Source organism: Kribbella polygonati, from assembly GCF_050320105.1.
Classification (GTDB): domain Bacteria; phylum Actinomycetota; class Actinomycetes; order Propionibacteriales; family Kribbellaceae; genus Kribbella.
This window is the reverse complement of record NZ_CP190129.1, coordinates 307,302-322,692: the sequence shown is the minus strand read 5'-3', so window position 1 is coordinate 322,692 and position 15,391 is coordinate 307,302. Positions and strand designations below refer to the sequence as shown.

Below are 15,391 nucleotides of genomic sequence, written 5' to 3'. Positions count from 1 at the left end.
TCTTCAGAGTTGACAGGCAGTCAACTATTGTCAATATTGATCCAGTCAACATGGATGCAGTGAGGAGCGCGAATGCCGGCCGAAGGTGACGAGAATTACCTGACCACCGCCGAGGTCGCACGCCGCCTCCAGGTGAAACCCGCGACGATCTACGCCTACGTCAGCCGAGGCCTCCTCACCAGCACCCGAGCCCGCGGCCGCCGCGGCAGCCTGTTCGCCGCCGAGGAGGTGGAACGCCTCGCCGGCCGCTCGATCGAGCACTCCGGCGTCGTGGAGCGGATCGAGTCGCAACTGACCCTGCTCGAGAACGACGAGCTCTACTACCGAGGCCACTCCGCCCGAACCCTCGCCAACACCGCCACCGTCGACCAGGTGGCCACCCTCCTCTGGACCAACCAGTCCCCCATCGAAACACCTGCCGAGGGAGTTTCCAGGGGTGAGAGGAACGGGGTGGCGTCGACCCGAGACGGGCTGGAAGGGGATGGCGCGGGGGCCGGTGGGGTGTTCAGGGCTGAGCGCCAGGGGGTGGCGTCGGCTCGGGGTGGGCTGGGAGAGGACGGCGCCGGGGCCGGTGGGGTGCTCGGAGCTGAGCGGCAGGCGGTGGTGTCGACCCCGGATGGGCTGGGAGAGGACAGCGCGGGGGTTGGTGGGGTGTTCAGGGCTGAGAGGGATGGGGTGGAGTTGGCGCGGCGTGGGATGGGGGTGGTGCCGGAGGGGGCTCGGTTGACGGATCGGGTGCGGGTGGGGGTGGCGGTACTGGGGGCTGCGGATCCGTTGCGGTTCGACCTGGCGCCGGGGGCGGTGATTGCTGCGGCGGGGCGGTTGATCGGGACGGTGGTGACGGCGCTTCCGGGGAAGACGGCGTACGGCGCGAAGACGCTGGGCGCGCGGCTCTGGCCGAAGCTGTCGGACGACGAACCGCGGCCGGAGCTCCTCGACGCCGCGCTGATCCTGCTCGCCGACCACGGTCTCGCGGTCTCCACCGTCGCGGCCCGCGTCGCCGCCAGCGCACGCGCGAATCTGTACGCCGTGATCTCCGCCGGACTCGGTGCGCTCGACGGGCAGTACCACGGAGCCGCGCCGACACTCGCGTACGAGTTCCTGGAACGCGCGAAAGCCGACCCGCTCAAGGCGTTGTCGGACCAGTTGCGTTCCGGCAAGCCGATCCCCGGCTTCGGGCACAAGATCTACAAGAACCACGACCCACGCGCCGAAGTACTGCTGGACCTCCTCGGCGACCACCCGATCGTCGGCACCGTTCGCGCGATCGCCGACCACACGCCGGCGTTCCCGAACAGCGACCTCGCGATCGCCGCGATCATGCACGCGTACCACTTCCACCCCGACGCCGGCGACGCGCTGTTCGCGATCGCCCGGATGATCGGCTGGACCGCCCACGCCCTCGAGGAGTACGCCGCTCCCGCCCTCCGCTTCCGCACCATGGGCATCTACACCGGCCAAACCACCTGACACACGAGCACCGACCCCACCACCGCCCGCGGTTCCACACCCCAAGCACCCCCGAACCGAGCGACGGCGGGCCGCCGCGGCAGGCGGTGGTGGGCCCGGGCGGTGGGCTCGCGCAGTGGACCCGGGCAGTCGGCCCGGGCGGTGGTGGGCTTGCGCGGCAAGCTCGGGCGGTCAGCCCAGGCGGTGGTGGGCCCTAGGCGGCGGAACCGGGCTGGGGTGGGCTGCTGGGGTGGCAGCCCACCAGTTTGGTGATGTTGGGGGATGCCGGGGGTGCCGTGGGTGGAGGGCGGGGGTGGCTGCTACTTGGTGGTTAGCTTGAGGAGGGTTGCGGCGCCGGGGGCTAGGGAGAGTGGGAGGGGGCCCGGGCGTTGGCCGACGTACTTCTGGCTGGGTGGTTGGAAGAGGGCGGCGGAGGCGACTGTTTGCTGGTTGAGGGTGATGACTGCCTTGGCGCGGGTGTCGTGGGAGCGGTTGGTGAGCAGGAGCCAGCGGTCGGTTGTGGAGGTGTCGCGGGAGCGGAAGGTGCCGACTACTACCGCGTCGCCGGTGATGTTCGAGATCAGGTTTGTCGGGGTGAAGGCGGTGGCGCCGTTCGGTAGTGGGGTTTCGTTGGCGTGTTCGACGGTTTCGGAGACGAGTGGCTTCAGTTCGCGGCCGACCGGGTGCAGCCAGCCGGTGTTGATCTGTTGTGCCGCGTAGTACCGCGACGTCCGCTGGCCGTCGACCGTGATCAGCGCCGGGCCGAAGCCTTCGCCGCGGGCGGCCTCGGGCGTCCAGTAGGTGAAGTACTGGATGCCCTTCGCGCCGTACGCGAGGCTGATGTTCACCTGCCACAGCAGCTCCGCCGCGGTCGGTTCGCGATGGTTGTTGTAGGCAAGCGTCTGGATGAACACCCAGGCGGGGATGTCGCCGTGCAGCGCCGCGTCCCGGACGATCGCCCAGTTGTGGAAGTAGTTCGCGTCCTCGCGGCCCTCGGACAGCAGCGGGTACCGGTCGAACGAGATCAGCGACGGCTGCACCACGTCGACGAAGTTCCGGTAGTACGCCGGGTCGTCGGACGGGAGCAGGTTGACGTACGGGAGCAGCTGCGGCGCGAGCTGCCGGGAGATCGCCAGCGCCTTCGCCAGGGTCGCGAACCACCCGGCGCCCGGCTCGTCGTAGAAGTTGAAACCGGCGAGGGAGGAGTACGGGCCGTACGCGTTCCGGGCGCGGAGGTAGAGCGCCTGCGCCTCGGCCGGAGTCACACTGAGGAAGTCCGCGGGGTTGTCGGAGATCGAGAACCAGCGGGACATGTTCCGGATCTGGATGTCGTCCGAGATCAGCATCTTCAGGCCGGCGTCGCGGGCGAGGCCGAGCTGGTACTGGAAGATGTTGCCGTCGCCGGCGTAGTTGCCGGAGATCAGGAAGTCGAACCCGGCGTTCTTGATCTCGGCGAACCGCGGCGCCGTACTGGCGTACGGATGCGGCGGCCAGAACAGCCCGATCGGGAACTCCGGCCCGCCGGTGAGCGGCAGGGTGTCGGGCGCCGGTACGGCGACATCGGCGGCCACCCCCGCACCACCTGCGAACGCATCCGCGGCGGACGAGCCGGTGGCCGGGACGCCGGCGGCGGACGCGGTGCTGGTGGCTGCGGTGGCGGCTGCTGCGGTGAGGGCGGTCGCGCCGGCGCCGAACAGCAGGCTGCGGCGGCTGGGACCGAGGATCTGGTGCGGGCTGTCCATGGCTCTCCTCCGGAAGGCGGTCGAACGAAAGAACGGTCGAGCGGATCAGGGGTGCTGGCGGTGCGCGGCGACCGCGTCGGCGGTCGCGTCGAAGGCGTGTTCGGCCAGCGCGTAGTCGCGTTGGGCGACGCCGAGGTACAGGGCGTCGAGGACGAGCATCTGGGCGTGGCGGCCGGACAGGCCTCCGGTGCGCAGGGTCACGTCGCGGGCAGCGGTGACCAGGACGATGTCGGCGGCCTGGGCGAGCGGCGAGCGCGGATAGTTGGTGATGGCAACGGTCGTGGCGCCCTGCCGGCCGGATCTGGTGAGCGGCTCCAGGACCTCCAGCGTCTCCCCGCTGTGCGAGATCCCGACCGCGACGTCACCGGCGCCGAGCAGCGCGGAACTGGCCAGCGCCGTGTGCACGTCACTCCACGTACTGGCGGCCCGCCCGATCCGGTGCAGCCGCAGCCGCAGATCCTCGGCCACCGCCGCGGACCCGGCGACCGCATACAGGTCGATCCGCCGCGCATCCGAGATCGCCGCCGCGGCCTGCCCGAGTGCGCCGACGTCGAGCGCCGCCACGGTGTCCTCCAGCGCACGCGTATCCGTCCGCAACAGCGTCCGCAGTACGTCGTCCAGCGAATCGTCCGGTCCTACCTCGGACCCGGTACCGCGCTCCCAGCTGGGACTGGTCCGACCGCTCTCGGCCGCGAGCGTCAGCCGCAGCTCGGCGTACCCGGACAGGCCGAGCGCCAGGCAGAACCGCGTGACGCTCGGCAGCGACGTACCGCACCGCTCGGCCAGCTGCCCGATGGTCGACGACGCCACCGCCGCCGGATCGCGCAGTACCTCGGCCGCGATCCGCGCCTGCGCCGGGCTGAGCGCCGGCAGCAGGCCGTGGATCCGCGCCTCCAGACTCGGCGGCGGTGACTCGGCAGCACTCATGTAAAGAATTCTCAGAGCATCTCAACAGTATTTACAAGAATTCACGCTGACCGATTCCGGCCAACAGGTGACGAATCAACTGCCCGTCATCCGCCGAACAGTGAACTGGTCCGACCAGCCACCCGCGAGGAGTACGTCGATCCGCCCGCTCAGCACGTACGTGCCCTCCGGCGTGACCGCCGCCGTCGTCGGCCCGCCGACCGGCCACGGCTCGACCGACCGGACCCGCGCCGTACGGAAGTTGTCCGCACTGCTCAGCACCGTCGCCCGCTCGACGCCGGCCGCCCCGAGCTTGTTGGTGATCGCGATCAGCCGCCCGTCCTTCGTGACGGCCAAGCCATCTCCGCCGACCAGTGCACTGGTCAGACCAGTGACACTGAGTTCACCTCGCGGCGAGATCCGGTACAGCGTGCCGGTGTCGTACCGGACAGTCAGCAGGTAGCCCGACCGCAGCCAGACGATCCCGTTGGCCCCGATCGTGTCGCTCCGCAGCCGTTCGTCGCGCACCAGCACCGATGCGACGCCGGACGGCGTGACCTTGTAGATCGCGTCCGACGCCGGGTCCGTGACGTACGCGTTGCCGACGGCATCGATCGCGAGATCGTTGGCGCCGTGGTGACCGCCGGCCGGGTTCAGCCGCGGCGTGTTCAGGTCGACCCGACGCTCGAGCCGACCCGTGCGCAGGTTGTAGATCGCGATCCCGGACTGCTTGTAGGTGAAGGATTCCGAGGACCGCTCGCCGTTGCCGATGTCGGCGTACGTGACGAGCAACCGGTTGCGGACGGCATCGACGTGCAGCCCGAAGGTCGACACGCCCGGCGCGACCCCGAACGGATGCGGTACGCCGTCCCGTCCGACCAGCGAGATCCGCCCGGTCGCCATCGACCCGACCAGGAACATCTGCCGCGTTGGGTCCCAGGCGATCCCCTCCGGGTACCGGTCGGCCGTCCGCCCGTCGATCTGCACCGGCAGGCAACGGACCGCCGGCCCGGCAACCGCGTGGGCAGTGGGAAATGAGGTGGCCAGCGCCAGTAGCGCTGCCCCCAGCACACGAAACCTCATGAGAACCTCTCTCGAGAGACTGAATACGAGCACAGAGATTAATCAGACCTCTGATATTCGTCAATGCATATACATCCGCCGCGGTTCGTACGATGTGACCATGCGGATGTCCTTCGACGAGCGGCTCGGTAGTCACCTCAAGCGAGTTGAACAGGAGCTCCAAGCAGCCAAGTCGGCCGCGGTGAAGCCGGCCGGCCTCACGGTCCCGCAGTACGCCGCCCTCTTCGTCATGGACGAACAGCCCGGAATCTCGGCCGCGGAGCTCGCCCGCCGCTGCCTGGTCACGCCCCAGACCATGACCACGATCCTGCGCAACCTGGAAGCGGCCGGCCTCATCGAGCGCACGCCACACCCGCTGCACAAGCACGTCATCGAGACGCGCCCGACCGCGGCCGGGCGCAAGGCGCTCGATCAGGCGGACAAGCGGGCCGCGGGCGTCGAACGCCGGCTGGCCGCCGCCTTCACAGCGGAGGAAGCGGAAACCCTCCGCTCCCTCCTCGCCAGGGTGTCAGAATCCCTGACCACAGATCCGATCCTGAAGGATCTCTAGAACAGCGCCGCCATCAGCCGGCGCCGGGCCTTCACCACGCGGTCGTCGTCCGCACCGACCACGTCGAACAGCTCCAGCAGGTGCAGCCGTACGGCGTTCCGCTCGTCCCCGGCCGTCGCCTGGACCGTGGAGATCAGCCGCGCGAACGCGTCGTCGACATGCCCGCCCATCAGATCCACGTCCGCGACCAGCAGCTGCGCCTCGACGTCGGCCGGGTTGTCCGCGGCCCGCGTCCGTACGTCGGCCGGCACGTCCTGCGTGCGCTTGACCAGCTGCACCCGCGCCAGCCCGGACTTCGCCTCGGCGTCGTTCGGCGTCTCCTTGAGCAGTTCCTCGTACGCCGCGATCGCGCCGTCGAGGTCGCCCGCGCCGACCGCGTTCTCGGCCTGCTCGTACCGCGGGTTCGGCGCGCCCTCCTCAACAGCCTCGGCCACCGGCCCGACCGGCTCCGCGCGCCCGGTGATCCCGTTCGCGACCGCCACGGTCAGCAGTTGGTCGAGGTACTGCCGGACCTCCGCCTCGCCCAGCACCCCCTGGAACAGCGGCACCGGCTGCCCCCGCAGGATCGCGATCACCACCGGCACGGCCTGAACGCCGAACGCCTGCGCGACCTGGGGGTTCGCGTCGACGTCGATCCGGGCCAGCAGGAACTTCCCGGCGTACTCGGTCGAGAGCTTGATCATGACGTCGCCCAGGCCGCCCTGCGCCCGCGGCGACCACAGCTCGACCACGACCGGGGCCTGCAGCGAACGCTCGATCACGTCGGACTGGAAGTTCGCCTCGGTGACCTCGAGCGCGTAGGCGCCGCCTCCGGCCGCGGCCGGAGCGCCACCAGGGGCCGGCGCACCGCCGGCCGGCTTGCGGAGGGACGACAGGTCGACCGCCCCGGGACGGGAGAAGTTGGACTGGCTCACCGCTGTCCTCGCATTCCGTGCAGACTCCGCATGTTCACAAACCTATCCTCTACGACGCGGTGGTCCGGCGTTGCGCCCGGGTCGCCATCAGCAGCCGGGCCAGGCCGGCGCGGGTACCGACGATCGCCAGCCGGTCGCCCGTCTCCACCGAACTCGTCTCGGTCGGCTGCCAGTCCCACGGGCCTTGCGACGCCTGCCGGGCGAGAATCCGCAGCCCACCGGCCTCGTTCAGCTGGCCGAGGGTCCGGCCTTCGGCGACGGAGCCGCCCTCGACCACCACCTCGGTCAGCAGCAGCACCCGGCGCCCGGCCGGTACGAGCACCTGACGCCGCTTGTCACCGACCGCGGCCGCGACGGCCGGCGCCACCAGCATCGACACCGACCGGCTGTTGCCCAGCCCCAACTGCCGCTCGACCCGGTCCGCGAGGTCGTGGTCGAACATCCGCATCGTGATCCGGGCCTCCGGGTTGAGGCCCTGGGCAACCATCGCCGACTCCAGGTTCGTGATGTCGCCGTCGGTGATCGCGAGCATCGCCTGACAGTGCTGTACGCCGGCCAGCCGCAGCGTCTCCTCGTTGCTGCTGTCCCCCACCACCACCGGGATCTTCAACCGGTGCGCGACCTGTACGCCGGGCGCGTCGTCGTCCTGGTCGACGCCGACGACCGCGACACCCCGGTCCACCAGGATCTCCAGCACACGGGCGCCGACCGTACCGAGGCCGCAGACCACGACGTGGTTCCGCGGCCGGCCGCGGACGCCGCCGATGATCCGCGACAGCCGGGCGCCGATCAGCGAGTCGACCACGACCGCGGTCAGCAGCGCCATCAGGACGATCCCGGTCAGCTGCACGACGACCGCGCTGACCTTCACCCACGGCTGCGCCTCGTTGAACCGGTCGTCGTCGATCCCGGCCGTGGTGACCACACCGGCCGCGAGGTACAACGCCCGCCACCATTCGATCCCGCCGAAGAAGTGCACGATCGCCGTACCGGTCGCGATCAGCAACGCCATCAGCGCCGCGATCTTGCGGACCCGGCTGTCGAGGATGTCGCGGACCGCCTTCGCCCAGCCGGCCGGGCGGACCCGGCGGCCGTACCAGACCGGCCGGATGCCGGTCCCCAGCACGATGTCCACCTTCGGCTCGTCGGCGTCGTCCGAGTCGTCAGAGTTGCCGGAGTCGTGAGCGTCGCCGGACACCGCCGAGAGCGGCCGTGGCCGGTCCGAGCCGGGCATGGGCAGCAGTACGGGCGTGGCCGACGACGTCGCGTCCGCGAGTACGGTCAGGTGCGGCTCGCGGATCAGGTCCGCCTCGCCGACGACCACCATCCGGCCGCCGAGCTCCATCCAGGTCAGCTCGTCGTCGTCGAGCGCGTCCGACACGAACGCGGGCGCGGCCAGCGACGGCCCGTTGATCACCACGCAGTCGCCGAGCAGGCTGTTCAGCTGACTACCGAGCCGCGGGTTCACCATCTGCATGATGATCCGCAGGTCCCGATCCATGTCGCGGGCGGTCAGCGCGGTGTGCACGTTGTGGACGTCGTCGTTGTCGAGCAGCACCAGCGCGCGGGCGGTGGACGGCGTACCGTCGTCGGCCGCGTCGATACCGGCCAGGCGGAGCAGCGACTCGCTGATCACCGGCGCGTTGATCACCTTCGCGCCCAGCTCGCCGATCCGGTCGCGGTGCCGCGAGGCGGGGTTGACGAGCGCGATCACGCGCTCGCCGGAACTCACCAGTTCGGTGACCACCCGGACCATCGTCCGGCTCGACCCGCAGACCACCACCGGTCGTTCGCCGAGCGGGCTCGGGTCGGCCGGCGGCTGCTCAGAAGCGGGCGGGCTCTCGGTACTCTCCCCACTGTTCCCGAAGAACGTGACAGATTTCCCCCATCGTGGCCTCCGCACGCACCGCCTCCAGCATGGGCTCGATCAGGTTGCCAGTGCCGCTGGCCGCCTCCACCAGAGCCGATAGCGTACGACGTACCCGGTCCTCGTCGCGGTGGGACTTGCGCTCCGCGAGCACCCGGCACTGCTCGACCTCGACCTCGTGCGAGACCCGGAGGATCTCCAACTCGCCCGAGACCGTGTCGGTGAGCGTGTTCACGCCGACGATCTTCTTCTCGCCCTTCTCCAGCTTCTGCTGGTACTCGAAGGCGGCGTCGGCGATCTCGGCCATGAACCAGCCGTCCTCGATGCCGCGCAGGATGCCGCCGGTCATCGTCTCGTCCGGGCTCATTTCCCTGATCCGCGCGAAGATCTGCTCGGCCTCGGCCTCGATCGCGTCGGTGAGGGCCTCGACGTACCAGGAACCGCCGAGCGGGTCGGCGACGTTCGTGACGCCGACCTCCTCCATCAGCACCGACTGCGTGCGCAGCGCGATCTCGGCGGACTCCTCGGTCGGCAGCGCGAGGGTCTCGTCGAGGGCGTTGGTGTGCAGCGAGTTCGTCCCGCCCAGTACGGCGGCCAGCGCCTCGACGGCCGTCCGTACGACGTTGTTCGTCGGCTGCTGCGCGGTCAGCGAGACGCCCGCGGTCTGGGTGTGGAACCGGAGCCACTGCGCCTTGTCGGTCTTCGCGCCGTACACGTCCCGCAGCCAGCGCGCCCAGATCCGGCGGGCGGCGCGGAACTTCGCGATCTCCTCGAAGAAGTCCAGGTGGCTGTCGAAGAAGAACGACAGGCCGGGCGCGAACACGTCGACGTCCAGGCCTCTGCTCAGGCCCAGTTCGACGTACCCGAAGCCGTCGGCGAGCGTGTACGCGAGCTCCTGCGCGGCCGTCGATCCGGCCTCGCGGATGTGGTACCCGGACACGCTCAGCGGCTTGTACGCCGGGATCGTGGTCGCGCAGTACTCCATCAGGTCGCCGATCAGCCGCAGGTGCGGTTCCGGCGGGAACAGCCACTCCTTCTGGGCGATGTACTCCTTGAAGATGTCGGTCTGCAGCGTCCCGTTGAGCTTGGAGATGTCCGCGCCCTGGCGCTCGGCGGCGACCAGGTACATGCAGAACGCCGGGACGGCCGGGCCGGAGATCGTCATCGAGGTGGTGACGTCCTGCAGCGGGATGTCCTTGAACAGCCGGTCCATGTCGGTGGCCGAGTCGATCGCGACACCGCAGTGCCCGACCTCGCCGAGCGACTTCGGGTCGTCGGAGTCGCGGCCCATCAGCGTCGGCATGTCGAAGGCCACCGAGAGGCCGCCGCCACCGCCGTTCAGGATCATCCGGTACCGCTCGTTGGTCTGCTCGGCGTTGCCGAAGCCGGCGAACTGGCGGATCGTCCAGGTCCGGCCGCGATACCCGGTCGCGTACAGCCCGCGGGTGAACGGGAACTCCCCCGGCCAGCCGATCCGCTCCATCCGCGGGTCGTCGACGCCCTCGGGCGGACCGTAGACGGGGGCGACCTCGGTGCCGGAGAGCGTGGTGAAGTCCGCCTCCCGCTTGCGCGCGGCGTCGTACCGCTGCTGCCACCGGTCACGCCCGGCCGCGATCTGCTCGGCATCCATGCAGCCAAAATACTAGGACATCCAACTATTTCCAATCGCGAGTGCGTCACATCGCTGACAGCTGTCTCAGGAGAAGTCGCCGGCGTTGCGGCGGAGGGGCTCCAGGACGGACCAGAGCATCTTCAACTGGTCGTCGTCCAGGCCGGAGAGGGCGAAGTCGGCCTTGACCAGGTCGGCGGTGGCGCGTTCGACCAGCTCCCGGCCCTCGGGCGTGATCTCGCACAGGATCGCGCGGCCGTCGTCCGGGTGCGGCGTCCGGGTCACCAGCCCGGCCGCCTCCAGCCGGCGCACGATCGACGTCACGGATGTCGGGTGCACCTGCAGCCGCTCCCCCATCTTGCCGAGCGGCAGCGACCCGCGGCGCGAGAACGTCAGCAGCACCAGCGCCTCGAACCGCGCGAACGTCAGCCCGTGCTTGCGCAGGATCTCGTCCAGCTCGTTGATCACGATCTGCTGCGCCCGCATCAACGACGTGACCGCGCGCATCTGCTCGACGGCACCCCAGCGCCGCCCCCACTGCCGTGACGCCTCGTCGATCGGATCGAACGGCAACGCCCGCTTCCTCGCCATGTGCGGAACCTTAACCCTCTGCAAAACTGTCGGTGGGGTCTGCCAGGGTGCGGTCATGAGATATCTGGATCGGCTGCGGACCGAGAGTGAGCGGCTGGGTGCGGTGGCGCGGGGCGGACTGGGTGCCGCTGTGCCGAGTTGTCCGGGGTGGACGGTCGACGACGTGGTGCGGCACGTCGCGCAGGTGTATGTGCACAAGGTCGAGGTGCTGCGGGACGGCGCGCTGCCCGATCCGTGGCCGCCGGACTTCTCCGGGCTGGACTCGCTCAAGTGGTACGACGAGGCGCGGCACGCGATCGTCGACGCGTTGGAGGAGGCTGGTTTCGACCGGCCGACCTGGACCTTCAACCCGCGGGACAGTACGTCGGCGTTCTGGCACCGGCGGATGGTCCACGAGACCGTGATCCACCGGATCGATGTGGAGCAGGCGCACGACGCGGTCTCGCCGATCGATCCCGAGATCGCGCTGGACGGGATCGACGAGGTGCTCTACCCCACCGTCGGCGGGCCGTGGTGGGAGGAGGGCGACACCAAATTCCCGGTCGACGCCACGATCCGGCTGACCGCGGGCGGGCGGTCCTGGACGGTGGTCGTGGACGCGACGAGTGTCGACGTACGGCAAGGGGCCGAGGGTGCTGCGGCGGCTGAGGTGAGCGGGGATCCGGCGGCGGTCTACCTGTGGCTGTGGGGCCGGGCCGGTGAGGACGCGATCGAGGTCGCCGGGGATCCGGTGGTCGTGCGGGCGTTCCGCGGGAGAATTTCCGAGGCGTCGCAATGAGGATGTCCTCCGCGGGCGGCGCCGTTCGTTCCCTTCACAACAGACGAGAAGGAGAACTCCGATGGCGCAGTACCTTGCACTGACCTACACCGCGGACGTCGACTGGTGGGCCCCCGAGCAGGCCGAGGAGCTGGCCGAGTACCGGCGGTTCGGCGTGGAGTACGCCGGCCAGGTGAAGGCGAGCGCGGTCCTGCACCCGACCGCGACGGCGACCGTGGTCCGGGTGGAGGGGGCGCGCGGCGGGCCGGTCGTCACCACCGACGGCCCGTACGCCGAGACCAAGGAAGCCCTGACCGGGTATTACCTGATCGAGGCCGGCAACCTCGAGGAGGCGGTGCAGATCGCCGCCGAGATTCCGGCCGCCTGGGGTGGTGCGGTCGAGGTCCGGCCGGTGATCCTCGCCAAGTAGGAGCCGGACGGTCGTGGACGAGCTGTACGAGGTCGTTGCCGAGACGGTCCGGATCCAGGGGACGCGGATTCTCGCGACCCTGATCCGGACGCTCGGTGACGTGCAGTTGGCCGAGGACGCCGTCCAGGAGGCGGCGCTGGCGGCGCTCGGGGCCTGGCCGGTGACCGGTGTACCGCCGGAGCCGCGCGCCTGGCTGACCGTGACCGCCCGCCGCAAGGCGATCGACATCATCCGCCGCGAACGCGCCCGCGGCCCGAAGGAACGCGACAGCCAGGCCCTGCTCGCCTTCCAGGACGATGACGTGGTGGAGGACGACCTGCTGCGGTTGATCTTCACCTGCTGTCATCCGGCGCTGTCGCCCACGACCCGCGTCGCGCTGGCGCTCCGTACGCTCTGCGGACTGACTCCCGCGCAGATCGCCGGCGTGCTGCTGACCACCGAGGTGGCAGCGACCAAACGGCTGGTGCGCGCCCGGCAGAAGATCGCGGCCGCCCGGATCCCGTACCGCGTGCCGCCCGACGCCGAGCTGCCCGACCGCCTACCGGCCGTCTGCGCCGTCGTCCACAGCCTCTACACCGCGGGCCACGCTCCGGCCGAGGGCGACGCGGCGTACGACGTGAACCTCTGCACGGAGGCGATCCGCCTGGCGGAGCTGCTGCACTCGCTCCTACCCGACCAGCCGACGCCCACCGCCGTACTCGCCCTGCTCCTGCTCACCGAAGCGCGCCGCCCTGCCCGGGTCGACGACGACGGCCAGGTGGTGACGCTCGACCTCCAGGACCGCACCCGCTGGGACCAGGAGCTGATCACCCGCGGCATCGCCTTGCTCAACGAGTCCTTGGAGCGCTCCGACCGGCAGGCCGACGCGTACCAGCTCCAGGCCGCGATCGCCGCCGAGCACGCCCGCGTGCCCAGCTACAACGCCACCGACTGGCACGAGATCGTCCGGCTGTACGACCTGCTCGTGGCCGTCTCCCCCAGCCCGGCGGCCGAGCTGGCCCGCGTCGTGGCGATCGCCGAAACCGGCGACCTCGACACCGCGTTCAAGCTCCTCGACGCGATCCCGCCCAGCTCGCGCCGGCACGCCGTACGCGGCGAACTCCTCGCGCGCCGAGCGCAGTACGCCGAGGCGGCCGACGAACTACAGGCCGCCCTCGACACCGCCGCGCCGGCGCACCCGGAACGAGCGCACCGAGAACGCCGCCGCGACTACTTCCGCGGGCTCATGCCCTAGTCGTTGTCGATCCAGTTGCCGCGTTCGCTGTTGAAGATCGACTTGGTCGCGGACCCCGACGGAGGCGGCGACGGGCGCGACGAGCTCTGCGCGGCGGCGGGGGCCGGCGTACTCGTGGTGGTGACCTCCTGGGCGGAGTCCATCCCGATCGGGCCGGTGCCGTCGTCGTCGGAGTCCTCGTCCCCCTGCAGTACGTCGACACTCGCGGACGCGCGCAGACCGGTGCGCTGGATGACCCGCTGGATGGTCAGGTCCCGGTCGTCGGGACGGCTGACCCACTTGATCTCCCGGAAGCCCTGGTCCTGGGCGGCCGACTCGAAGACGAAGTGGCCGTAGCCCAGCATCCGCCCGATGATCGGCTTCTGCAGCGTGATGTCCAGGACCCGGGCGATCGGCGTCGTCGCGACGGTCTGCGAGAACACGCCGCGGATCCGCATCACCCGCATGTTCGTGACCACGAACCGGTCCCGGTGCTCGGTGAGGAACGTCCAGAAAGAGTGCGCGAGGAGCACGAACACCAGCACCAGCAGCACCAGGTTCACGCTGGCTCCGACCTTCGTCAGCACCATCGTGGCCAGCAGCGCGCCGGCGAGCACGATCTCCAGCATCGGCACCACGAACACCACCCAGTGATGCCGAACCTCGTCGATGACGACTTCGCCCTCGTCCGAGATCAGGTGCCGCCGGACCTTCGGGTCGAAGATCCGGAACAGGCCTATTCCGGCCATCCACTCACTCCCCTGTCACGCAACTGTGTGTGACCCCGTAGGACAAGTGTCCCGCACGATCGCTCGCCGCGGGACACTCAGCGGGTGCTCACTTGAACAGCGCGGTCAGGAAGGTGATGACACTCCCGAAGGCAGAGCCCACGGCCGAGAACGCACCACCGACTGCGCCGGCAGCGTTCGCCGGCTGAGTGAACAGATAGAAGCCGGCAAAGGCGATGAGCGCCCAGATCAACAACTTCTTCGGCATGTCGCCACTCCCTTGTTCCTAACCCACTCGGTCGACTGTGTTTGAGTTTGTATCACGGACGGTCACCAATTGTCACTGACTGAACACAGCCCACCGCACAATGCTCACCAGGTACAAGGTCCATTCTGTAACGGATCCGGGGGCATGGCACCCACCGGCGCGCCGCCCTGAGACGCTCACCGCCCGCGACGCCGCAAATTCTGCGGTATTTGCCCGAAATCGGCACAACGCACGGTGAACGGAAAGCAAAGACACGATGTGACACTGCGTGGCCGGTTGTTGCACAGCGAGACAAGTGTCACAAAGCGGCAATCAATTCGTCGGCCGCCGAATACGGGTCGACGGCGCCGTCCGCGACCTTCGCCGCGAGTACGTCGAGCCGCGCGTCGCCGTGCAGGTGCGCGAACCTGGCCCGCAGCGCGGTGGTCGCGATCGCCTCGATCTCGTCCCGCGCGCGGCTGCGACGACGTTCTGTGAGTACGCCGTTCCCAGTCATCCACCGGAGCCGGTCGTCGATCGCCTGCACGACCTCGGCGACGCCCTCGTTGCGGGACGCGACCGTCTTCAGGATCGGCGGTTTCCAGGCGCCGTCGGCACGCTCGGCCAGGGCCAGCATCGAGCGCAGGTCGCGGATGACGGACTGGGCGCCGTCGCGATCGGCCTTGTTCACCACGTAGATGTCGCCGACCTCGAGGATGCCGGCCTTTGCGGCCTGGATCCCGTCGCCCATGCCCGGGGCGAGCAGGACCAGGGTGGTGTCGGCCATCCCGGCGATCTCCACCTCGGACTGGCCGACGCCGACGGTCTCCACCAGGACGACGTCGAACCCGGCCGCGTCCAGCACACGGAGCGCCTGCGGGGTGGACCAGGACAGACCGCCGAGGTGCCCGCGGGACGCCATCGACCGGATGAAGACGCCGCGGTCGGTGGCGTGGTCCTGCATGCGGACCCGGTCGCCGAGCAGCGCGCCGCCGGAGAACGGCGACGACGGGTCGACCGCGAGTACGCCGACCCGGCGGCCGGCCTCGCGGTACGCCGTCACGAGCGCGGAGGTCGACGTGGACTTGCCGACCCCGGGCGATCCGGTGACGCCGACGATGTGCGCGTTCCCGGCGTACGGCGCCAGCGTCGCCATCACCTCGCGCAGCAACGGCGACTCGTCCTCGACCAGCGAAATCAGCCGAGCCACCGCCCGCGCGTCCCCCGCCCGGGCCCGCTCGACCAGCTCACCTACCGGCGCGGTACGACGAGCCATCAGCCCACTCGTCCCACGCCGGCGTACCG

At 70.0% G+C, this 15,391-nt stretch carries 15 protein-coding genes; 5 read left to right on the top strand and 10 right to left on the bottom strand.

All coding sequences use genetic code 11. From position 1 onward, the window contains the following. Positions 1–72: 72 nt before the first annotated feature. Positions 73–1,470, top strand: a complete 1,398-nt coding sequence (locus tag ACQHIV_RS01435) for a citrate synthase (RefSeq protein WP_427890878.1) — start codon at positions 73–75, stop codon at positions 1,468–1,470. A 299-nt stretch (positions 1,471–1,769) separates the two neighbouring features. On the opposite strand, the gene ACQHIV_RS01430 is transcribed toward ACQHIV_RS01435, so the two are convergent. From ACQHIV_RS01430 to ACQHIV_RS01420, 3 genes are all read right to left on the bottom strand, one after another. After that, a complete protein-coding gene (locus tag ACQHIV_RS01430; protein WP_427890876.1) occupies positions 1,770–3,191 on the bottom strand; it encodes a hypothetical protein in 1,422 nt (473 codons plus the stop codon). A 45-nt stretch (positions 3,192–3,236) separates the two neighbouring features. After that, on the bottom strand, positions 3,237–4,118 hold the full coding sequence (locus tag ACQHIV_RS01425; protein WP_427890874.1) for a MurR/RpiR family transcriptional regulator: 882 nt from the start codon (positions 4,116–4,118) through the stop codon (positions 3,237–3,239). Positions 4,119–4,193: 75 nt separating this feature from the next. Next, positions 4,194–5,180: a hypothetical protein gene (locus ACQHIV_RS01420; protein WP_427890872.1), complete on the bottom strand. Its 987-nt coding sequence runs from the start codon at positions 5,178–5,180 to the stop codon at positions 4,194–4,196. A 100-nt stretch (positions 5,181–5,280) separates the two neighbouring features. Here ACQHIV_RS01420 and ACQHIV_RS01415 point away from each other — a divergent pair, with 100 nt between their 5' ends. Then, positions 5,281–5,730: a MarR family winged helix-turn-helix transcriptional regulator gene (locus ACQHIV_RS01415; RefSeq protein ID WP_380196711.1), complete on the top strand. Its 450-nt coding sequence runs from the start codon at positions 5,281–5,283 to the stop codon at positions 5,728–5,730. Here ACQHIV_RS01415 and ACQHIV_RS01410 read toward each other — a convergent pair. The 4 genes from ACQHIV_RS01410 to ACQHIV_RS01395 all read right to left on the bottom strand — a co-directional run bounded on the left by ACQHIV_RS01410 (position 5,727) and on the right by ACQHIV_RS01395 (position 10,711). Then, on the bottom strand, positions 5,727–6,644 hold the full coding sequence (locus ACQHIV_RS01410; RefSeq protein WP_427890870.1) for a tetratricopeptide repeat protein: 918 nt from the start codon (positions 6,642–6,644) through the stop codon (positions 5,727–5,729). The two genes, ACQHIV_RS01415 and ACQHIV_RS01410, sit on opposite strands and share 4 nt — an antisense overlap. A 49-nt stretch (positions 6,645–6,693) precedes the next feature. Further along, positions 6,694–8,547, bottom strand: coding sequence for an NAD-binding protein (locus tag ACQHIV_RS01405; RefSeq protein ID WP_427890868.1), 1,854 nt, complete (start codon positions 8,545–8,547; stop codon positions 6,694–6,696). Beyond that, entirely contained in the window at positions 8,468–10,141 is a 1,674-nt protein-coding gene (locus ACQHIV_RS01400; RefSeq protein WP_427890867.1) for an acyl-CoA mutase large subunit family protein, read from the bottom strand. The genes ACQHIV_RS01405 and ACQHIV_RS01400 overlap by 80 nt, the downstream gene beginning before the upstream one ends. Before the next feature lie 66 nt (positions 10,142–10,207). Then, positions 10,208–10,711, bottom strand: a complete 504-nt coding sequence (locus tag ACQHIV_RS01395) for a MarR family winged helix-turn-helix transcriptional regulator (protein WP_427890865.1) — start codon at positions 10,709–10,711, stop codon at positions 10,208–10,210. 55 nt (positions 10,712–10,766) lie between these two features. On the opposite strand from ACQHIV_RS01395, the gene ACQHIV_RS01390 reads away from it, so the two are divergent. The 3 genes from ACQHIV_RS01390 to ACQHIV_RS01380 all read left to right on the top strand — a co-directional run bounded on the left by ACQHIV_RS01390 (position 10,767) and on the right by ACQHIV_RS01380 (position 13,132). After that, positions 10,767–11,489, top strand: coding sequence for a maleylpyruvate isomerase family mycothiol-dependent enzyme (locus ACQHIV_RS01390; RefSeq protein WP_427890864.1), 723 nt, complete (start codon positions 10,767–10,769; stop codon positions 11,487–11,489). 61 nt (positions 11,490–11,550) lie between these two features. Then, the gene (locus tag ACQHIV_RS01385; protein WP_427890862.1) at positions 11,551–11,898 is read left to right on the top strand and encodes a YciI family protein; all 348 of its coding nucleotides are present in this window, start codon (positions 11,551–11,553) and stop codon (positions 11,896–11,898) included. Between the two features lie 13 nt (positions 11,899–11,911). Beyond that, positions 11,912–13,132: an RNA polymerase sigma factor gene (locus ACQHIV_RS01380; protein WP_427890860.1), complete on the top strand. Its 1,221-nt coding sequence runs from the start codon at positions 11,912–11,914 to the stop codon at positions 13,130–13,132. Here ACQHIV_RS01380 and ACQHIV_RS01375 read toward each other — a convergent pair. The 3 genes from ACQHIV_RS01375 to meaB form a co-directional block, all read right to left on the bottom strand. Beyond that, positions 13,129–13,860, bottom strand: coding sequence for a PH domain-containing protein (locus ACQHIV_RS01375; protein ID WP_427890858.1), 732 nt, complete (start codon positions 13,858–13,860; stop codon positions 13,129–13,131). The two genes, ACQHIV_RS01380 and ACQHIV_RS01375, sit on opposite strands and share 4 nt — an antisense overlap. A gap of 88 nt (positions 13,861–13,948) precedes the next feature. After that, positions 13,949–14,107, bottom strand: coding sequence for a hypothetical protein (locus ACQHIV_RS01370; RefSeq protein ID WP_380196731.1), 159 nt, complete (start codon positions 14,105–14,107; stop codon positions 13,949–13,951). A gap of 298 nt (positions 14,108–14,405) precedes the next feature. Next, positions 14,406–15,362, bottom strand: coding sequence for a methylmalonyl Co-A mutase-associated GTPase MeaB (meaB, locus tag ACQHIV_RS01365; protein WP_427890856.1), 957 nt, complete (start codon positions 15,360–15,362; stop codon positions 14,406–14,408). Positions 15,363–15,391: the final 29 nt, after the last annotated feature.